17 protein-coding genes are annotated in these 15,094 nt (G+C 62.2%); 13 read left to right on the top strand and 4 right to left on the bottom strand.

Annotated elements, in window-relative coordinates:
- The first annotated feature begins 127 nt into the window (after window positions 1-127).
- The 3 genes from U2H20_RS01515 to ndk all read left to right on the top strand — a co-directional run bounded on the left by U2H20_RS01515 (window position 128) and on the right by ndk (window position 2,310).
- A complete protein-coding gene (locus U2H20_RS01515) occupies window positions 128-1,429 on the top strand; it encodes a bifunctional folylpolyglutamate synthase/dihydrofolate synthase (protein ID WP_430593563.1) in 1,302 nt (433 codons plus the stop codon).
- Window positions 1,426-1,773, top strand: coding sequence for a DUF4233 domain-containing protein (locus U2H20_RS01520; RefSeq protein WP_430592760.1), 348 nt, complete (start codon window positions 1,426-1,428; stop codon window positions 1,771-1,773). Before U2H20_RS01515 ends, U2H20_RS01520 begins: the two co-directional genes overlap by 4 nt.
- A 126-nt stretch (window positions 1,774-1,899) precedes the next feature.
- Window positions 1,900-2,310 carry a nucleoside-diphosphate kinase gene (gene ndk, locus U2H20_RS01525; RefSeq protein WP_430592761.1) on the top strand — a complete coding sequence of 137 codons (411 nt, stop codon included), beginning with the start codon at window positions 1,900-1,902 and terminating at the stop codon, window positions 2,308-2,310.
- 109 nt (window positions 2,311-2,419) lie between these two features.
- Here ndk and U2H20_RS01530 read toward each other — a convergent pair whose 3' ends face one another.
- A complete protein-coding gene (locus tag U2H20_RS01530; RefSeq protein WP_430592762.1) occupies window positions 2,420-3,061 on the bottom strand; it encodes a vitamin K epoxide reductase family protein in 642 nt (213 codons plus the stop codon).
- A gap of 293 nt (window positions 3,062-3,354) precedes the next feature.
- Between U2H20_RS01530 and U2H20_RS01535 the strand changes: the two genes are divergently transcribed.
- Entirely contained in the window at window positions 3,355-6,207 is a 2,853-nt protein-coding gene (locus U2H20_RS01535) for an Rne/Rng family ribonuclease (RefSeq protein WP_430593564.1), read from the top strand.
- Here U2H20_RS01535 and U2H20_RS01540 read toward each other — a convergent pair.
- The gene (locus U2H20_RS01540) at window positions 6,204-6,509 is read right to left on the bottom strand and encodes a DUF4031 domain-containing protein (protein ID WP_430592763.1); all 306 of its coding nucleotides are present in this window, start codon (window positions 6,507-6,509) and stop codon (window positions 6,204-6,206) included. The two genes, U2H20_RS01535 and U2H20_RS01540, sit on opposite strands and share 4 nt — an antisense overlap.
- 141 nt (window positions 6,510-6,650) lie before the next feature.
- Between U2H20_RS01540 and rplU the strand changes: the two genes are divergently transcribed.
- The 9 genes from rplU (at window position 6,651) to rsfS (ending at window position 13,483) form a co-directional block, all read left to right on the top strand.
- Window positions 6,651-6,959: a 50S ribosomal protein L21 gene (gene rplU / locus U2H20_RS01545; RefSeq protein ID WP_430592764.1), complete on the top strand. Its 309-nt coding sequence runs from the start codon at window positions 6,651-6,653 to the stop codon at window positions 6,957-6,959.
- A gap of 12 nt (window positions 6,960-6,971) precedes the next feature.
- On the top strand, window positions 6,972-7,229 hold the full coding sequence (rpmA, locus tag U2H20_RS01550; protein ID WP_430592765.1) for a 50S ribosomal protein L27: 258 nt from the start codon (window positions 6,972-6,974) through the stop codon (window positions 7,227-7,229).
- A gap of 96 nt (window positions 7,230-7,325) precedes the next feature.
- Window positions 7,326-8,858 carry a GTPase ObgE gene (obgE, locus tag U2H20_RS01555; protein ID WP_430592766.1) on the top strand — a complete coding sequence of 511 codons (1,533 nt, stop codon included), beginning with the start codon at window positions 7,326-7,328 and terminating at the stop codon, window positions 8,856-8,858.
- Window positions 8,839-9,645, top strand: a complete 807-nt coding sequence (proB, locus tag U2H20_RS01560; RefSeq protein WP_430592767.1) for a glutamate 5-kinase — start codon at window positions 8,839-8,841, stop codon at window positions 9,643-9,645. Before obgE ends, proB begins: the two co-directional genes overlap by 20 nt.
- Before the next feature lie 64 nt (window positions 9,646-9,709).
- Window positions 9,710-10,954 carry a glutamate-5-semialdehyde dehydrogenase gene (locus U2H20_RS01565; RefSeq protein WP_430592768.1) on the top strand — a complete coding sequence of 415 codons (1,245 nt, stop codon included), beginning with the start codon at window positions 9,710-9,712 and terminating at the stop codon, window positions 10,952-10,954.
- Between the two features lie 57 nt (window positions 10,955-11,011).
- Window positions 11,012-11,203, top strand: a complete 192-nt coding sequence (locus U2H20_RS01570; RefSeq protein WP_430592769.1) for a hypothetical protein — start codon at window positions 11,012-11,014, stop codon at window positions 11,201-11,203.
- Between the two features lie 3 nt (window positions 11,204-11,206).
- Window positions 11,207-11,806, top strand: a complete 600-nt coding sequence (gene nadD / locus U2H20_RS01575) for a nicotinate-nucleotide adenylyltransferase (protein WP_430592770.1) — start codon at window positions 11,207-11,209, stop codon at window positions 11,804-11,806.
- Entirely contained in the window at window positions 11,803-13,107 is a 1,305-nt protein-coding gene (locus tag U2H20_RS01580) for a hypothetical protein (protein WP_430592771.1), read from the top strand. The genes nadD and U2H20_RS01580 overlap by 4 nt, the downstream gene beginning before the upstream one ends.
- A gap of 4 nt (window positions 13,108-13,111) precedes the next feature.
- A complete protein-coding gene (gene rsfS, locus U2H20_RS01585; RefSeq protein ID WP_430592772.1) occupies window positions 13,112-13,483 on the top strand; it encodes a ribosome silencing factor in 372 nt (123 codons plus the stop codon).
- 89 nt (window positions 13,484-13,572) lie between these two features.
- Here rsfS and U2H20_RS01590 read toward each other — a convergent pair whose 3' ends face one another.
- Both U2H20_RS01590 and U2H20_RS01595 read right to left on the bottom strand, forming a co-directional pair.
- Window positions 13,573-14,448, bottom strand: a complete 876-nt coding sequence (locus U2H20_RS01590; RefSeq protein ID WP_430592773.1) for a VOC family protein — start codon at window positions 14,446-14,448, stop codon at window positions 13,573-13,575.
- Window positions 14,449-14,491: 43 nt separating this feature from the next.
- The gene (locus U2H20_RS01595) at window positions 14,492-14,962 is read right to left on the bottom strand and encodes an Lrp/AsnC family transcriptional regulator (RefSeq protein WP_430592774.1); all 471 of its coding nucleotides are present in this window, start codon (window positions 14,960-14,962) and stop codon (window positions 14,492-14,494) included.
- Between the last annotated feature and the right edge of the window lie 132 nt (window positions 14,963-15,094).

Raw genomic sequence — 15,094 nt, forward strand, 5'->3', positions numbered from 1 at the left:
GTCGAAAGGGAGCGAGGGAGAGATCTCTGTGATCCCTGATCTCGGCGGAGGCGACGACGGCGACGAGATCGTGGTTTTCGATGAGGCCGAAGAACGCGCGGCTGCGGAAGCCGCGTACGCACAGTTGATGGAGCGTGCTGGTGAGCAGGCTCCTGAGCCCCGCTTGACGGCAACCGCTCGCGCTGCTGAACTGCTCGGGGATCCGCAGCGGGCCTTCCGGATCGTGCACGTCACGGGAACGAATGGCAAGACCTCCACGAGCCGGATGATCGAGTCGCTGCTTCGCGCGCACGGACTCCGCACCGGCCTCATGACGAGCCCGCATCTCGAGCGGGTCAATGAACGAATCCTCATCGACGGCGATCCCGTCTCCGATGAGGCTTTTGCCCGGAACTGGTCCGAGATCCAGCCGTTCCTCGAGCTGGTCGACAAAGAACTCACCGAGTCCGGTGAACAGCGGCTCACCTTCTTCGAGGCCTTCACGGTGCTCGCGTTTACGATCTTCGCAGATGCGCCAGCAGACGTCGTCGTCCTGGAGGTCGGTATGGGCGGGGAATGGGATTCGACGAACGTTGCCGATGGCGATGTCGCCGTTCTCACACCGATCGACCTGGATCACGTCGAGCGACTCGGTCGCACGATCAGCGAGATCGCGAGAACGAAATCGGGAATCATCAAACCCGGCGCGATCGTTGTTTCCTCAGCACAGCCCGAGGATGCACTCGCAGAGATCACCGCGAAGGCCGCTGCGGTCGATGCGACCGTGAAGGTCGCGGGCACCGACTTCAGTGTTCCTTCGCGAGCAGTTGCAGTCGGTGGCCAGATGGTCACGATCGCCGGGCTCGCGGCGGAGTACTCCGAGTTGTTCGTGCCGCTCCTTGGAGCGCACCAGGCCGAGAACGCTGCCGTTGCAGTCGCAGCGGTCGAATCGTTCCTCGGCGGTGGATCCGTACCGATTGACGGCATCGTGATCGCCGAAGGGCTCGCCGCAGCGACGTCTCCCGGCCGTTTGCAGTTGCTCGCAGCCGATCCGCCGATCCTCGTCGATGCAGCGCACAACCCTCACGGTGCCCGTGCGCTTGCGAAAGCGCTCGGTGAGTTCTTCAACTTCTCGCACATCACGCTCGTGTTCGGAGTGCTGGATGGCAAGGATGTCTCCGGAATTCTCGATGCGCTCGCGCCAGTCGTCGACGACATCGTGGTGACACAGACCGCCTCTGACCGCGCGCTCGATGTCGACGCGCTTGCGGCGCAGGTCGTCGCGCAGGTCGGTGCCGAGCGAGTCACCATCGAGGACAGCGCTCAAGCTGCGCTCGAATACGCTCGTGACAACGCGGAAGAACACGAGGGTGCTGTGCTCGTCGCAGGATCGATCGTCCTCGCCGGAGAAATCATCACGATCGTACGAGAGCAGGGCTGGGGACGATGAACGCTCGACCACGCAAACAACGAGGACTCCTCGAATCGCTGCTCCGTATCGTCCACGTCCTCGAGATCTGCATGCTGTTCTTCGCAGGCCTTGCACTCTGGGGTGTGACTCGTGATTTCACTCCCGTGATCGCGGTTGTCGCGATCGTGCTCGCTCTGGTGATCATGATGCAGTTCCTTGGCACGAACTGGGGGTGGATCGTGAGCGCGCTGCTCCAGGTCGCAATTGTGGCCCTCGGAATTTTCGAGCCACTCATGATCGTCGTTGGCCTTATTTTCGCGGGAATCTGGTTGTTCTGCTTCATCAAGGCGAACCAGATCTATCGCGAGCAGATGGGCAAGTAGCCGACGCTGGCCCGTGGCCAGCGGCGAGTCCGAGCCGAGCGTCGGCCGGACGCTCATCGACTACGGTGCCTTAGAATTTTGCAGGCAACTGACTGCACGAAACCAAACCCAAGGAGAGCAGCTGTAATGCAAGAGACACTCGTACTGGTGAAGCCAGATGGCGTTCGTCGTGGCCTCACCGGCCAGATCCTCGCTCGAATCGAAGCAAAGGGCTACGTCGTCACTGACCTCAAACTCGTGCAGCCTGACCGCTCGATTCTCGAACAGCACTATGCGGAGCACGAAGGCAAGCCTTTCTACGAGCCGCTCCTCGGATTCATGCTCGAGGGACCGAGTGTTGCCATCCGACTCAGCGGTCACCGGGTGATCGAAGGCTTCCGTTCGCTCGCCGGCACCACCGATCCAACGACGGCCGCGCCCGGCACCATTCGCGGTGACCTCGGCCGTGACTGGGGCCTTGCTGTCCAGCAGAACCTCGTCCACGGTTCTGACAGTGAGGAATCCTCGGCGCGCGAGCTCGCGCTCTGGTTCGCCTAAGCACAGAAAGAAATACGGGGGTCTCTGCTTCGGCAGGGACCCCCGTTTCGTGCTCCGGCAGTGACCGCGAGCGTCGAACACCGAGCGCCGGAGCGCAGCAAGGTTCTGACTAGAACAGCATGGTGACGAGCTGCGGAATACGAATGATCGCCGTGCAGATCAAGATGACCGCAAGCAGCAGTGAGCCAACCCAGGACCATGCGAGGTACTTTTTCGCGAATCGGCGAAGGCCTGCAGGCGCCGGGAGCGCGCCAGAACCGAAGCCCCACATGAATACAGGGACGGACATCGTGAACATGGTCATCCAGACAACGAAGCACCATGGGCAGAGCGTGCCGAGCACGAACAGGGACTGGCTCGCGAGCCACATTGCGAAGACGAGCGCAAGGAAGACACCTGCGATAAACGCATTCCAGGCCCACCGTGCGAACCGAGCACCCGCGAGCGTCAGGACTCCAACGGCGATCGGCGCGACGAATGTCATGAGGCCGATGATCGGATTCGGGAAGCCGAACACCGCGCCCTGCGCGGAATCGAGGTTCGTCGTGCATTGGATCCACGGGTTGATGGAGCAGGTGAGTTCATCGTCTGGGAATTGCAGGTGATGCAGCTTTTCCAGAGTGAGCGAGAACGATGCGAGCAGCCCGAGCAGCCCGGTGATGATCAGCAGGACTGCAAGCCATCTCGGCGCAGCAATCAGTTTCGATGCATCGGTGGTCTGCGCGGCGGCAGCATTCTTGGACGTGCTCACGGGTTCTCCTTGTGCGTGCGATGTCACAGTGCGACGCTCGTATTCTGGCACCTCCCGCTATGAGGCGGTGCGTGCGATACGCTGTTCGGAAGCACGATTCCTCCGAGTGAGGGATCGCCAACCTGAGTTTTCCGGGCAACCGGGCCGCCGTAGGCGTCGAATAGCCAGTTTCGAGAGTGTGGTGAGAGCACACGTGGAGCGAGCAACCGCTCGCCACAAAGATGTTTGTCGGGCAGGGCCCGGCCAGAGATTTCGGCCACGGTTTGCCGTGGTCGCAGGGGAGTGCACCAGTGATGGTGAATGACAACGAGAACACGAACGTAACGGATCAGGAACACGAAGGCGCTGAAGCCCTCGAGACCTCGAGTGCAATCGAGACCCAGTCCGAATCCGAGAGCGCGCCAGAGACGAAGCCAAAGCGTCGCAAGGTTGTGAGTGCTGGTCGGAAGCGCGCCACCAAGGCCAGTGCCGACGCTGAAGCAACCAAGAGCGAGTCAGCCGGCTCGAGTGCAGACGCTGCAGCGCCTGCGCCCGACAATGCCGACGAGGCCGGTGCAGGAGCTCCTGTCGCTGACGCCGAACCTGCTTCAGCTGCTGAGTCCACGTCGACCGAATCCACGGCTGCTGAGTCCTCAACTGCAGAGTCTGCAACGGCAGAGTCTGCAACTGCAGAGCCACCAGCTCCGGTCACCACAGCGTCGGCTCCTGCTGCAACGAACTCCGAACCCGTCGAGGGCTTGCCGAGCGCAGCCACCGCAGTCGAGCCTGAACTCCTCAAGAGCGAGGCGACACCGTCGACGCCCGCACCAGTGTCGCCGATGGCGTTGATCTTCCAGGCGCCCGACCTCGACTCGCTGCCTCCGTTGCCCCCACGTCGTGCGGAGCAGCCTGCTTCTGATCCCGACGACGAGGGCGGATCAACGACTCGTCGACGTTCGCGCGAGCGTCGTTCTCGCGAAGACGACCGTCCCGTCGTCACTGAGCCGCAGAAGGTCAAGGGCTCGACACGCCTCGAGGCCAAGAAGCAGCGCCGCCGCGATGGCCGTGACGCAGGGCGCCGACGCAGCGTCGTCACCGAGAGCGAGTTCCTTGCGCGTCGCGAGAGCGTCGATCGCACCATGGTCGTGCGCTCGAAGCATGACCGCGTGCAGCTCGGTGTGCTCGAAGACGGCGTGCTCGTGGAGCACTACGTCGCAAAGTCCCAGGAATCCAGTCTCATCGGGAACGTCTACCTCGGTCGAGTGCAGAACGTGCTTCCGAGCATGGAAGCGGCGTTCGTCGACATCGGCCGCGGCCGAAACGCAGTCCTGTATTCCGGTGAAGTCGATTGGGATGCCGTCGAGAACACGAACCAGCCCCGCCGCATCGAACTCGCGTTGAAGCCCGGTGACACGGTGCTCGTGCAGGTCACGAAAGACCCGGTCGGGCACAAGGGTGCCCGGTTGACGAGTCAGATCTCGCTGCCGGGTCGCTACCTGGTTTCTGTGCCCGGTGGCTCTATGAGCGGTATCTCGCGCAAGCTTCCCGACACTGAGCGCGCTCGTCTCAAGAAGATCCTCAAGCAGGTGCTTCCTGGAAGCTTCGGCGTCATCGTCCGAACCGCAGCAGAAGGCGCGACCGAAGAGCAGCTCACGCGCGACGTCGAGCGCCTTACGAAGCAGTGGGAACGAATCCAGGAGCTGCAGGCGAAGGGCAACGCTCCGCAGCGCTTGCACGCAGAGCCCGACCTGCTCGTCAAGATCATTCGTGACGTCTTCAACGAAGATTTCCAGAAGCTCGTCATTCACGGCGACGAAGCGCTCGCCACGATCAGCGAGTACCTCGAGACCATCGCACCTGATCTGCTGGAGCGAGTCGAGAAGTTCGAAGGCGATGACCCCTTCGATACCTTCCGGATCACCGAGCAGATCGAGAAGGCGCTCGACCGCAAGGTTTGGCTGCCCTCTGGTGGTTCGCTCGTGATCGACCGCACCGAGGCGATGACTGTCGTCGACGTCAACACTGGCCGCTTCGTCGGTCAGGGTGGAAACCTCGAAGAGACGGTCACGAAGAACAACCTCGAGGCTGCTGAAGAGATCGTCAAGCAACTCCGTTTGCGCGATATCGGTGGCATCATCGTGATCGACTTCATTGACATGGTGCTCGAGACGAACCGTGACCTCGTGCTGCGCCGTCTCGTCGAATGCCTGAGCCGTGACCGCACGAAGCACCAGGTCGCCGAGGTCACCTCGCTCGGCCTCGTCCAGATGACTCGCAAGAAGTTGGGCCTCGGCCTGCTCGAGGCATACAGCGAGCCGTGCGAAACCTGTGCGGGTCGCGGCCTCGTGGTCTTCCACGAGCCAGTGGCTCGTGCGCGCACGCAGGCGAACGACGGGAACTCGCGTCGTCGCGGAGGCAAGGGCAACAACAACGGCCACAACAACAACGGCCACAACAATGCCCAGCAGTCTTCGCAGAAGCAGCAGCAGCAAGGCACGCACGCGATCACCGAGGACGCTCGAAAGGGTCTGTCCCAGGTCGCCATGAGCACCTCCGGGAAGCGCGACGACGAATCATCCGAGACCGCGTCCGAAGAACCCTCGAACACACAGAACGACACCTCTGCTGCTGCAAGTGACAAGGACGTTCGTGAATCAACCGAGCAGACGCCGAAGCGCGGCAGGAAGAACCGTCGATCGAACGGTCGCGGGGGCCGTGATCAGGCGAGCCGTGATGGCCAATCGAGTAACGACGGCGAACACACGAACGAGGAGCAGTCGAATCGCGAAGGCGACTCCGGTCGTGGCCGACGTGCGCAGCGCGATGCATCCTCGAGCGACAAGAACAACGGCAACCACGAGCCAGCCGGTCATGAGTCGAGCGGTGCCGCAGCGAACGCTGAGCCCGCGGCGCAGGCACCGGTCCGAATTCTCGACATCGATGTGCCTCCGGTCGCTGAACCGCAGACCTCCGGTGCTTCGGTGAAAGATCTCGACGGACTTCTCGGCGGTGCTCTCGATGCGCTCAGCGCACCGAAGGCCGGAGAAGGGAAGTCGGCGCGACGTTCACGTCGTGCCAGTTCAGGAGTCATCACGGGCGCCGCGTCGAAGCCGATCGTGGTGGACCCGAACGCAGACAACGATCAGAAGAACGGCGACTCCGACTAGTTCGCGCCGCCGTGCTCCGTGGAGTGGGCTTCGTGTGCTGAGCGATCCTTTGCTCGGACACGGAGCCCACTCGCGGTTAACCGCTTGACAAGCGTTCTGCCGTCGACCTGCTCGGCGCCGAGTTCGAGCAGTTCAACGATTCGCTCCTGAGGAACGTCGTAGTGGTCGCGATCGAACGAACGTCGGGGGAGCCCGGCGAGTCTCGCGAAATCGTGGAGCTCATCGAGTGATGTGTCGCTCACAAGGTGCGCCCAAAGTGTTCCGTGGTTCGGCCACAGGGGTGCATCGACCAGAATTGCCATGGATCCAACGCTACCTCGGGCGCGTCGCTGTTTGACCGGCGGCCCTCGATCTTGTATCTTTGGGTGTTGGTGTTTAACGCTGCAGTTCTTTGCGCGTCACCATAAAGACTTCATCTTTGAAAAAGACAGTAAGGAATACACGTGGTTTACGCAGTTGTGCGCGCCGGTGGCCGCCAGGAAAAGGTCGAGGTTGGCACGGTCCTCGTAGTCGACCGCATCGCGGCTGACGACAAGGGCAAGGTCGAACTCGCTCCGCTCCTGCTCGTCGACGGTGACACGGTCACGCACGACGCAGCGAAGCTCGCGAAGGTTTCGGTCACGGCTGAGGTTGTTGAAGACCTCCGCGGTCCGAAGATCGTCATCCAGAAGTTCAAGAACAAGACTGGCTACAAGAAGCGCCAAGGGCACCGTCAGGAGCTCACGCGCCTCAAGGTCACCGGAATCAAGTAGGGGGCGTCAGAAATGGCACATAAGAAGGGCGCGAGTTCTACTCGTAACGGTCGTGACTCCAACGCACAGCACCTCGGTGTGAAGCGTTTCGGCGGTCAGGTAGTCAAGGCAGGCGAAATCCTCGTCCGTCAGCGTGGAACACACTTCCACCCGGGCGCAGGCGTTGGTCGCGGTGGCGACGACACGCTGTTCGCACTGGCTCCAGGTGCGGTTCAGTTCGGCGCGAAGGGTGGCCGCAAGGTCGTCAACATCGTCGCAGTGGCTGAATAGCAACCACAGTTTTTTCCAGTTGATGGGCGGGCAATTGCCCGCCCATTACTGTTTTTCGGCCGAAGTTTCGGCCAACCGAGTTTGAAAAGGGTGAGCATGGCGACCTTCGTCGATCAAGTCACACTGCATCTGCGCGCCGGTCACGGCGGACACGGGTGTGTGTCAGTTCGTCGCGAGAAGTTCAAGCCGCTCGCCGGCCCGGACGGCGGCAACGGTGGAGACGGCGGAGACATCGTTCTCGTCGCCGATTCGCAGGTCACGACGCTGCTCGGGTACCACCGTGCTCCGCACCGCTCCAGCGACAACGGCGGCCCCGGCATGGGCGACCACCGCACGGGCTCGCAGGGTTCCGTGCTCGAACTTCCCGTGCCGATCGGAACGGTCGTCTCGACCGCCGAGGGCGAGGTCATCGTTGACCTTGATCACGAAGGAATGCGCGTTCTCGTCGCAGAGGGTGGTCAGGGAGGCCTCGGTAACGCTGCGCTCTCGAACACGAAGCGCAAGGCGCCCGGATTCGCGCTCCTCGGCACCGAAGGCTGGGAGGGCGACGTCGTCCTCGAACTCAAGACGGTCGCCGACATCGCGCTGGTCGGATTCCCGAGCGCTGGCAAGTCGAGCCTGATCGCTGCGATCAGTGCCGCGAAGCCGAAAATCGCCGACTACCCGTTCACCACCCTGCACCCGAACCTCGGTGTCGTCGAAGCGGGTCAGACGCGCTTCACGGTCGCTGACGTTCCGGGTCTCATCGAAGGCGCGAGCGATGGCAAGGGCCTCGGTCTCGAATTCCTTCGTCACGTCGAACGCTGCAGTGCACTCCTGCACGTGCTCGACTGCGCAACGCTCGAGCCCAACCGTGATCCGGAAACCGATCTCGACACGATCCTGCGGGAACTCGAGGCGTATCCGGTCCCTGAGGGCCAGACGCCGTTGCACGAGCGCCCTCAGCTGATTGCGCTCAACAAGATCGACGTGCCCGAGGCAGCCGAACTTGCTGCATTCGTCCGCAGCGACCTCGAAGCGCGCGGATACCGCGTATTCGAAATCTCAACCGCGAGCCGCGCTGGCCTTCGCGAATTGTCCTTTGCGCTTGCCGAACTTGTCGAGCAGGCACGACAGCAGCTCGCCGCCGAACCGGTCGCCGAACGCATCGTGCTTCGCCCGAAGGCTGTCGACGAGTCTGGCTTCACGATCAAGGTCGAAGGTGGCACCTACGGGCCCGTCTACCGCATCCTTGGGCGCAAGCCTGAGCGTTGGGTGCAGCAGACCGACTTCCAGAATGACGAAGCCGTGGGCTACCTGGCAGATCGTCTCGCGAAACTCGGAATCGAAGACGCCCTCCTGAAGGCGGGCGCTGTTGCAGGCGCGACCGTTGTGATCGGCCGGAACAACGCGACCGTCTTCGACTGGGAGCCCACGCTGACTTCGACCGCGGAGCTCGTCGGAAACCGTGGCACGGACCCGCGTCTCGACCAGGTCACTCGCCGGACTCGCGGCGAACGTCGCGAGAAGTACCTCGATCGCATGGACGCGAAGCAAGAGGCACGCGACGAACTGCAGCGGGAGCGCTCCGCAGGGCTTTGGACGGACGACGAAGGATTCGAGGTTACCCATGGTGAGCGAGGCGACTGAACGTTCGCGGGAAGCTCTCGTCGGGGCGAGCCGCATCGTCGTCAAGGTCGGATCCTCATCGATCTCTGGAGTCAACCGACCCCAGATCGAATCACTCGTCGACACGATCGCAAAGCTGCGCCAACGCGGGCGCGAGGTCGTGTTGGTGTCCAGCGGAGCGATTGCGACCGGGTTGCCGTTCCTGAACCTCGACTCATCGCCCGATGACCTGCCGACGCAACAGGCAGTTGCGGCGGTCGGGCAGAACATCCTGATGAACCGGTATCAGCGTTCGCTCGATCGCCACGAGTTGATCTCAGCGCAGATCTTGTTGACCGCTGCCGACATCGAGAACAGTAAGCACCGCCGGAATGCGCACAATGCTTTGGAGCGCCTGCTCGGACTCGGCGTGCTCCCGATCGTCAACGAGAACGACACGGTCGCCACGCGTGAGATTCGTTTCGGCGACAATGACCGGCTCGCATCCCTCGTAGCCCGGCTCGTCAATGCAGACGCACTCGTGCTGCTGTCCGATATCGATGCACTGTGCACTGCGCCTCCAGGGCACCCGGGGTCGACGCGAATCGAGCACGTCGCCTCGGGCGATCCGCTCGAGGGGGTCGAGTTCGGATCCTCGCAAAGTGGCGTGGGTACCGGTGGGGCGCAGACAAAGGCCGACGCTGCGCGCTACGCCGCAGCCGGCGGGACCGTGGCAATCGTGACGGCGACCTCGCTGTTCGAGCGAGCAATGGACGGCGACGACGTCGGAACCTTGTTCGCAGCGAGTGCGCTCGCGCACGTGCAGTAGCACTCTGCAATCACGGCACGCGAAACCCCGCGTCATGGCACGGATGTCGCGCTAGCATCGACATATGAATGACGCTTTCGTTGCGCTCCTTGAAGAATCTCGTCGAGCATCGAAGCAGGTCGCGATCGCGCCGACTGCGCAGCGACGGGCTGCGATGAAAGCGATCGGCGCAGCGCTTCGGGCTGGTGCTGCCGACATCATCGCTGCAAACCGCGAGGACCTCGAGCGTGGCCGTGCGAACGACCTCGCTGAGGGGCTGGTCGACCGTCTGCTCCTCGACGAGGCGCGCATCGAGTCGCTTGCAGTCGCGGCGGAAGCGCTTGCCGATCTTCCTGATCCGATTGGGGCTGTGCTCCAGTCATTCACACTCGACAATGGGCTCGAACTCGAGCAGGTCCGTGTGCCGTTCGGTGTCATCGGAGTGATCTACGAGGCTCGGCCGAACGTCACGGTCGATCTTGCATGCATTGCGCTCGGAAGTGGCAATGTCGCCGTCCTTCGCGGTGGCAGCGCAGCGGAGCGCTCGAACGCGGTGCTCGTCCAGATCATGCAAGACGCGCTGGAGAGCGAGGGGCTGCCGGCTGCGGCGGTGCAGACCATTGATTCCTTCGGTCGCGAGGGTGCTCGTGATCTGATGCGCGCCCGTGGGCTCGTCGATCTGCTCGTGCCGCGGGGGAGCGCTTCCCTGATCGCAACGGTTGTCGAGGAATCAACGGTTCCTGTCATCGAGACGGGTGCCGGAATTGTGCACTGCTTCGTCGACGAGAGCGCCGACCTCGAAGCTGCGATACCGATCATCTTGAATGCGAAGACGCAGCGGACGAGCGTGTGCAATTCGCTCGAAACGGTTCTCGTGCACAGCAGCATCGCGGCAACCGCGGTGCCGGTGATCGCGAGTGCACTTCAGGCGGCAGAGGTGACGATCCACGTCGAAGACGCCTCGCTCGTGGAAGGCGCGGAACCGCTTCGGGAAACCGGATGGGCGACCGAGCACTTGTCGATGGACATCGCAATCGGTGTCGTCGACGACCTCGACGCAGCCATCGCACACATCGATACGTACGGCACTCACCACACCGACCTGATCCTCACGACCGATGAGCGGAACGCGGAGCGATTCCTCGCGGAGGTCGATTCTGCGGTCGTGATGGTCAACTCATCCACGCGGTTCACCGATGGCGGCGAATTCGGATTCGGCGCGGAGGTAGGGATCTCGACGCAGAAGATGCACGCGCGCGGTCCGATGGCGCTCCCGGAAATGACGAGTTCGAAGTGGCTCGTTCGAGGAACCGGTCAAGTTCGGGCTTGAGCCTGACGTTCGGCGCGGTGCGCAGCCGGTAGAATGAACTGACGATTTGGAGTGACCATGGAATTTCTGACTCTTGCCCTTGAGGAAGCGGGCCACCACGAGATCGGTGCGACCCCGTATTTTGTTGGCGCGATCGGCGCCCTGTTCTTCGCAACGATTGGTGCTGTGACCTGGAGCTACCGCAACGTAGCCAACCGCCACAGCCACAAGTTCGAGAACTCAACCCGAAACACTTCCGGACACCACTAGCCAGTGTCTGAGCCGACCCGGCGCCGTATCGGCGTCATGGGCGGGACGTTCGATCCCATTCACCACGGCCACCTCGTCGCGGCGAGTGAGGTTGCGCAGCATTTCGCGCTCGACGAGGTCGTTTTCGTCCCCACGGGGAATCCGTGGATGAAGAGTGATGTGACGCGTGGCGAAGATCGATACCTGATGACGGTCATCGCGACCGCTTCGAACCCTCGATTCATGGTCAGTCGAGTCGACATCGAGCGCACGGGCGTCACCTACACGATCGACACCCTTCGAGACGTCCAAGCGTTGTACCCACACGACGAGCTGTTCTTCATCACGGGAGCTGATGCATTCGCGCAGATTCTGGAATGGAAGAACGTCGATCGCCTGTGGGATATGGCGCAATTCATTGCTGTGACGCGTCCGGGCCATGCCCTCCGTGTTTCGGGTTTCCCGAAAGACCGCGTATCCTTTCTTGAGGTCCCAGCACTCTCTATCTCCTCGACAGACTGTCGAGCGAGAGTTCGTGCTGGCTATCCCGTCTGGTATCTGGTGCCAGATGGGGTGGTTCAATACATCTCGAAACACCAGTTGTACCGGAGAATCGATTCATGACTGATTCCTACAACGGCCCGCCGCTCACTCGGCGCGAACGCCGCGAGCGGGAAGAGCGGTTGCAGCGAGAAGCTCAAGGGCTGACCGCGAGCACCGAACAGGTCGATGCTGCGCCCGAAACTCCCGACTCAGACGAGTCGTCGAATGTTGCGAGTGCGCCGTCGATCGCTGTGTCGACTCCGGGCGCAACCGCGACATCGCCGAGCACGTCGGACGAAGAAGCTCCTGCCGACAGCGATGCCGCTGTTGAAACCAATGACGACCCAGCTGAGGCGCTGGCCTCATTGGCCTCTGGCGAGGATGCAGAAACCGCTGTTAACGCAGAGCAGATCGATGAGTCTGCTCCCGCTCGGAAGCGCGGCGGACGCCTGTTCAAGCGCAACCGGAAGAATGCTGATCGCACCGAGGGCACAGCCTCTGACGCAGACGCTGTGATCGCCGACGAGGCTGCTCCTGCCGTACAGCAGGAAGAAGCCCAGTTCGAGGTCGCAGATCTTCCTGACGCACCGCTGGTTGCGAAGGCGCCGCCTGCTGCGAGCGTGCCGGCGCCAGAGTCGCGCGATCAGAAACCTGTCGTCCCGGGTCCGTCACGTGCAAACGGTGGCGTCGAGCTCGATGACATCCAGGATCTCGACACGGTCGACGACCACGAGGTCGATGCGGTCGAGATCGACGACCTCACTCCGAACGACGTCGCGAAGCCCGTCTCCGCACATCGGATCGCTGAGTCGACCCCGGCGGATCTCACCGAGCGCGCCGTGGCCGATCGTGAAGACGACGCAGCAGTCGCAGGTCCGTTGCGTACCCAGAGCGTTCGTGTTCCACCGGTGTTCATCAGCGTTGTCGAAGACACGAGCGAGCACCATGTCTCGGATCTCCGGGGCGCGAGCGAGAGCCACACGACCAACGTCGGCGCGGGCACCTCGGCAATCACTGCGTCCTCGCTCGTGTTGCCCTCGACGGGCGCCCAGGACAAGGTGGAGATCGAAACCGCCGATGGCATGATCATCACGGGCAGCATTGATCTGCCCGACGGTTTTGCAAGTTCGGGCCGCGGAAGCCGCGGCATGGATGGCGCAGATCTCGACTCGAGCGTCGACGGACATGAAGTACAAAACCCTGATGCTCAGCCGGTTCGGGCGAGCAAGGCAGTTTCCTCGTACGCAAACGCACGAGTTCAGATTGCACCGCAAAAGCGCGTCAGCAGGGCCGCACCGGTTGCGATCGGTATCGGCGCAGTCGTCGTTATCGGTGGCGTCGTCGCTGCCTTGATTGCCGCCTTGAACTTTGGATGGTTCTAACACTTTGACCGCTTCAGCTTCATCAATTCAGTTCGTTCAGGCAGCTGCGGTTGCCGCAGACAAGGCGCTTGCAACCGATCTCGTCGCACTCGACGTTTCCGAACCGCTGCCGCTCACGGACATCTTCCTGATCGCGACCGGTCGTAATGAGCGTCAGGTGTCGGCGATCGCTCGTGAAATCGAAGACGAGCTCATTCCGCTCGGTGCGAAGCCGGTGCGCCGTGAAGGTCGTGCTGACGGACGGTGGGTGCTGCTCGACTTCAGTGACTTCGTCGTCCACGTGTTCCACGAGGAAGAGCGCGCGTATTACCAACTCGAGCGTTTGTGGCGCGATTGCCCCGTGATCCCGCTTGAGATCCCAGAACAGGGCGAGTAGCTCGCTGTTCACCCCAGAACCTTGAAAAAGACCCGGCATTGTGCCGGGTCTTTTTCGTTCGAGTTCGAGTGTCGGAGGCGAGCGGTTCGCTACTTGTGCTCGGTGCTCAAGCGGATGAGGTTGTTCCAAGGGTCGCGAAGCGACACTCGGTTCCCATCGTGCTCGGCCGCGACGCCTCTGCTCGAGAATCGCTCGACTGCGGCGCCGATCGCATCGTGATCGGGCAGCACGATGTCAACCACGCCGAGACCGAGCGTTTCCGCGCGACGACCTGCTCCCGCTGAGTTCCAGACGTTCATGGCCATGTGGTGGTGATATCCGCCCGCTGAGACGAAAAGCGCTTTCCCGCCGTAGGTCGCGGTCTCGGCGAATCCAAGGGTGTCGACGTAGAACTCTCTGGCGCTCGAGATATCACCGACCTGCAGGTGGACGTGGCCGACCGTCGTCAAGGCGGTCGAGGGGGCGTCTTCATTTGCGAATCTGTGCACGAACTGGTTTGGATCGAGATATGCGCTCCCCATGACGACTCCACCGCTCGAGTTCCAGGTCCATTCGGATCTCGGGCGATCCGCGTAGAGCTCGACGCCGTTGCCGTCGGGGTCGGCAAAGTAGAAGGCGCGGCTGACGTCGTGGTCGGCAGAGCCGACGTAGTTCGCGTTCGCTGATCGGCTCATGCGAATGATTGCGGCCGCAAGCGCGGCTTCGTCGGGGTAGAGGATCGCCGTGTGAAAGAGGCCTGCGTCGTGGGGGTTCGGTGGGCGAAGGTCGTTCGCTTCGCGAAGCACGAGCAGTGTGGTTGCCTGGCCCTCGACGGACGATCCGAGGTGCAGCTCTCCCGGCGCGGCGTGCAGCACGCTGAGACCCGGGCCGTCGGTGTACCACTGCTCGAGTCGCGCGAGGTTCTGTGTGCGAAGCGTGACAGCGCCCATTGCCGTCGCGTCGGGGAGCAGATCGTTCAGATTCATAAGAGTTCTAACCCGATTGCGCGGGATGTATTCCGTCGTCCGCTTATCTGCCGAGGTCTCGCTCAAGAACGGGCGCGAGTCGAAATGGGATGAGCTCGCCCATCGAAAGCCACGTTTCGGTGCGAACGACTCCTTCGCAAGCGAGGACGAGCTTGCTGACTCGGTAGAGATCTTCCGCGTCGACGCAGACGCAGCGCACCAGGATGTCGGCCTGGCCGCTCAAGCCGTGTGCTTGCACGACTTCGGGAATCGCGCGCAATTGCTCCACCGCGTCGTCGAGTTTTGACTGATCGACATGTGTCGCCATGAAGACCGTGAGCGGATACCCGAGCGAGACTGCGTGGAAGCGGCGGTCGTACCCCTGTAGCGCGTCTGAAGCTTCGAGGGACTGCACTCGTGCCTGAACGGTGTTGCGACTGAGTCCGAGGGTCTCTGCAAGCGCCACGATCGTTGCTCGTGGATTCTCCGTCAATGCCAGGAGGATTCGCCGGTCGGTGTCATCGATAGTGGTCATAATGTTCAGTATTTCACTCGGGGTGCGTTCTGTGTTGAGCAATTTGCTCAATTTGCTACCTCATGATTGCTCTCTTTGTCGATGCTCGATACCGTAAATAACGGTGTACCCCGCCGTCTTTTGCACTCACCA

Origin of the sequence: Humidisolicoccus flavus (genome assembly GCF_045689595.1) — a bacterium.
Lineage (GTDB): Bacteria > Actinomycetota > Actinomycetes > Actinomycetales > Microbacteriaceae > Humidisolicoccus > Humidisolicoccus flavus.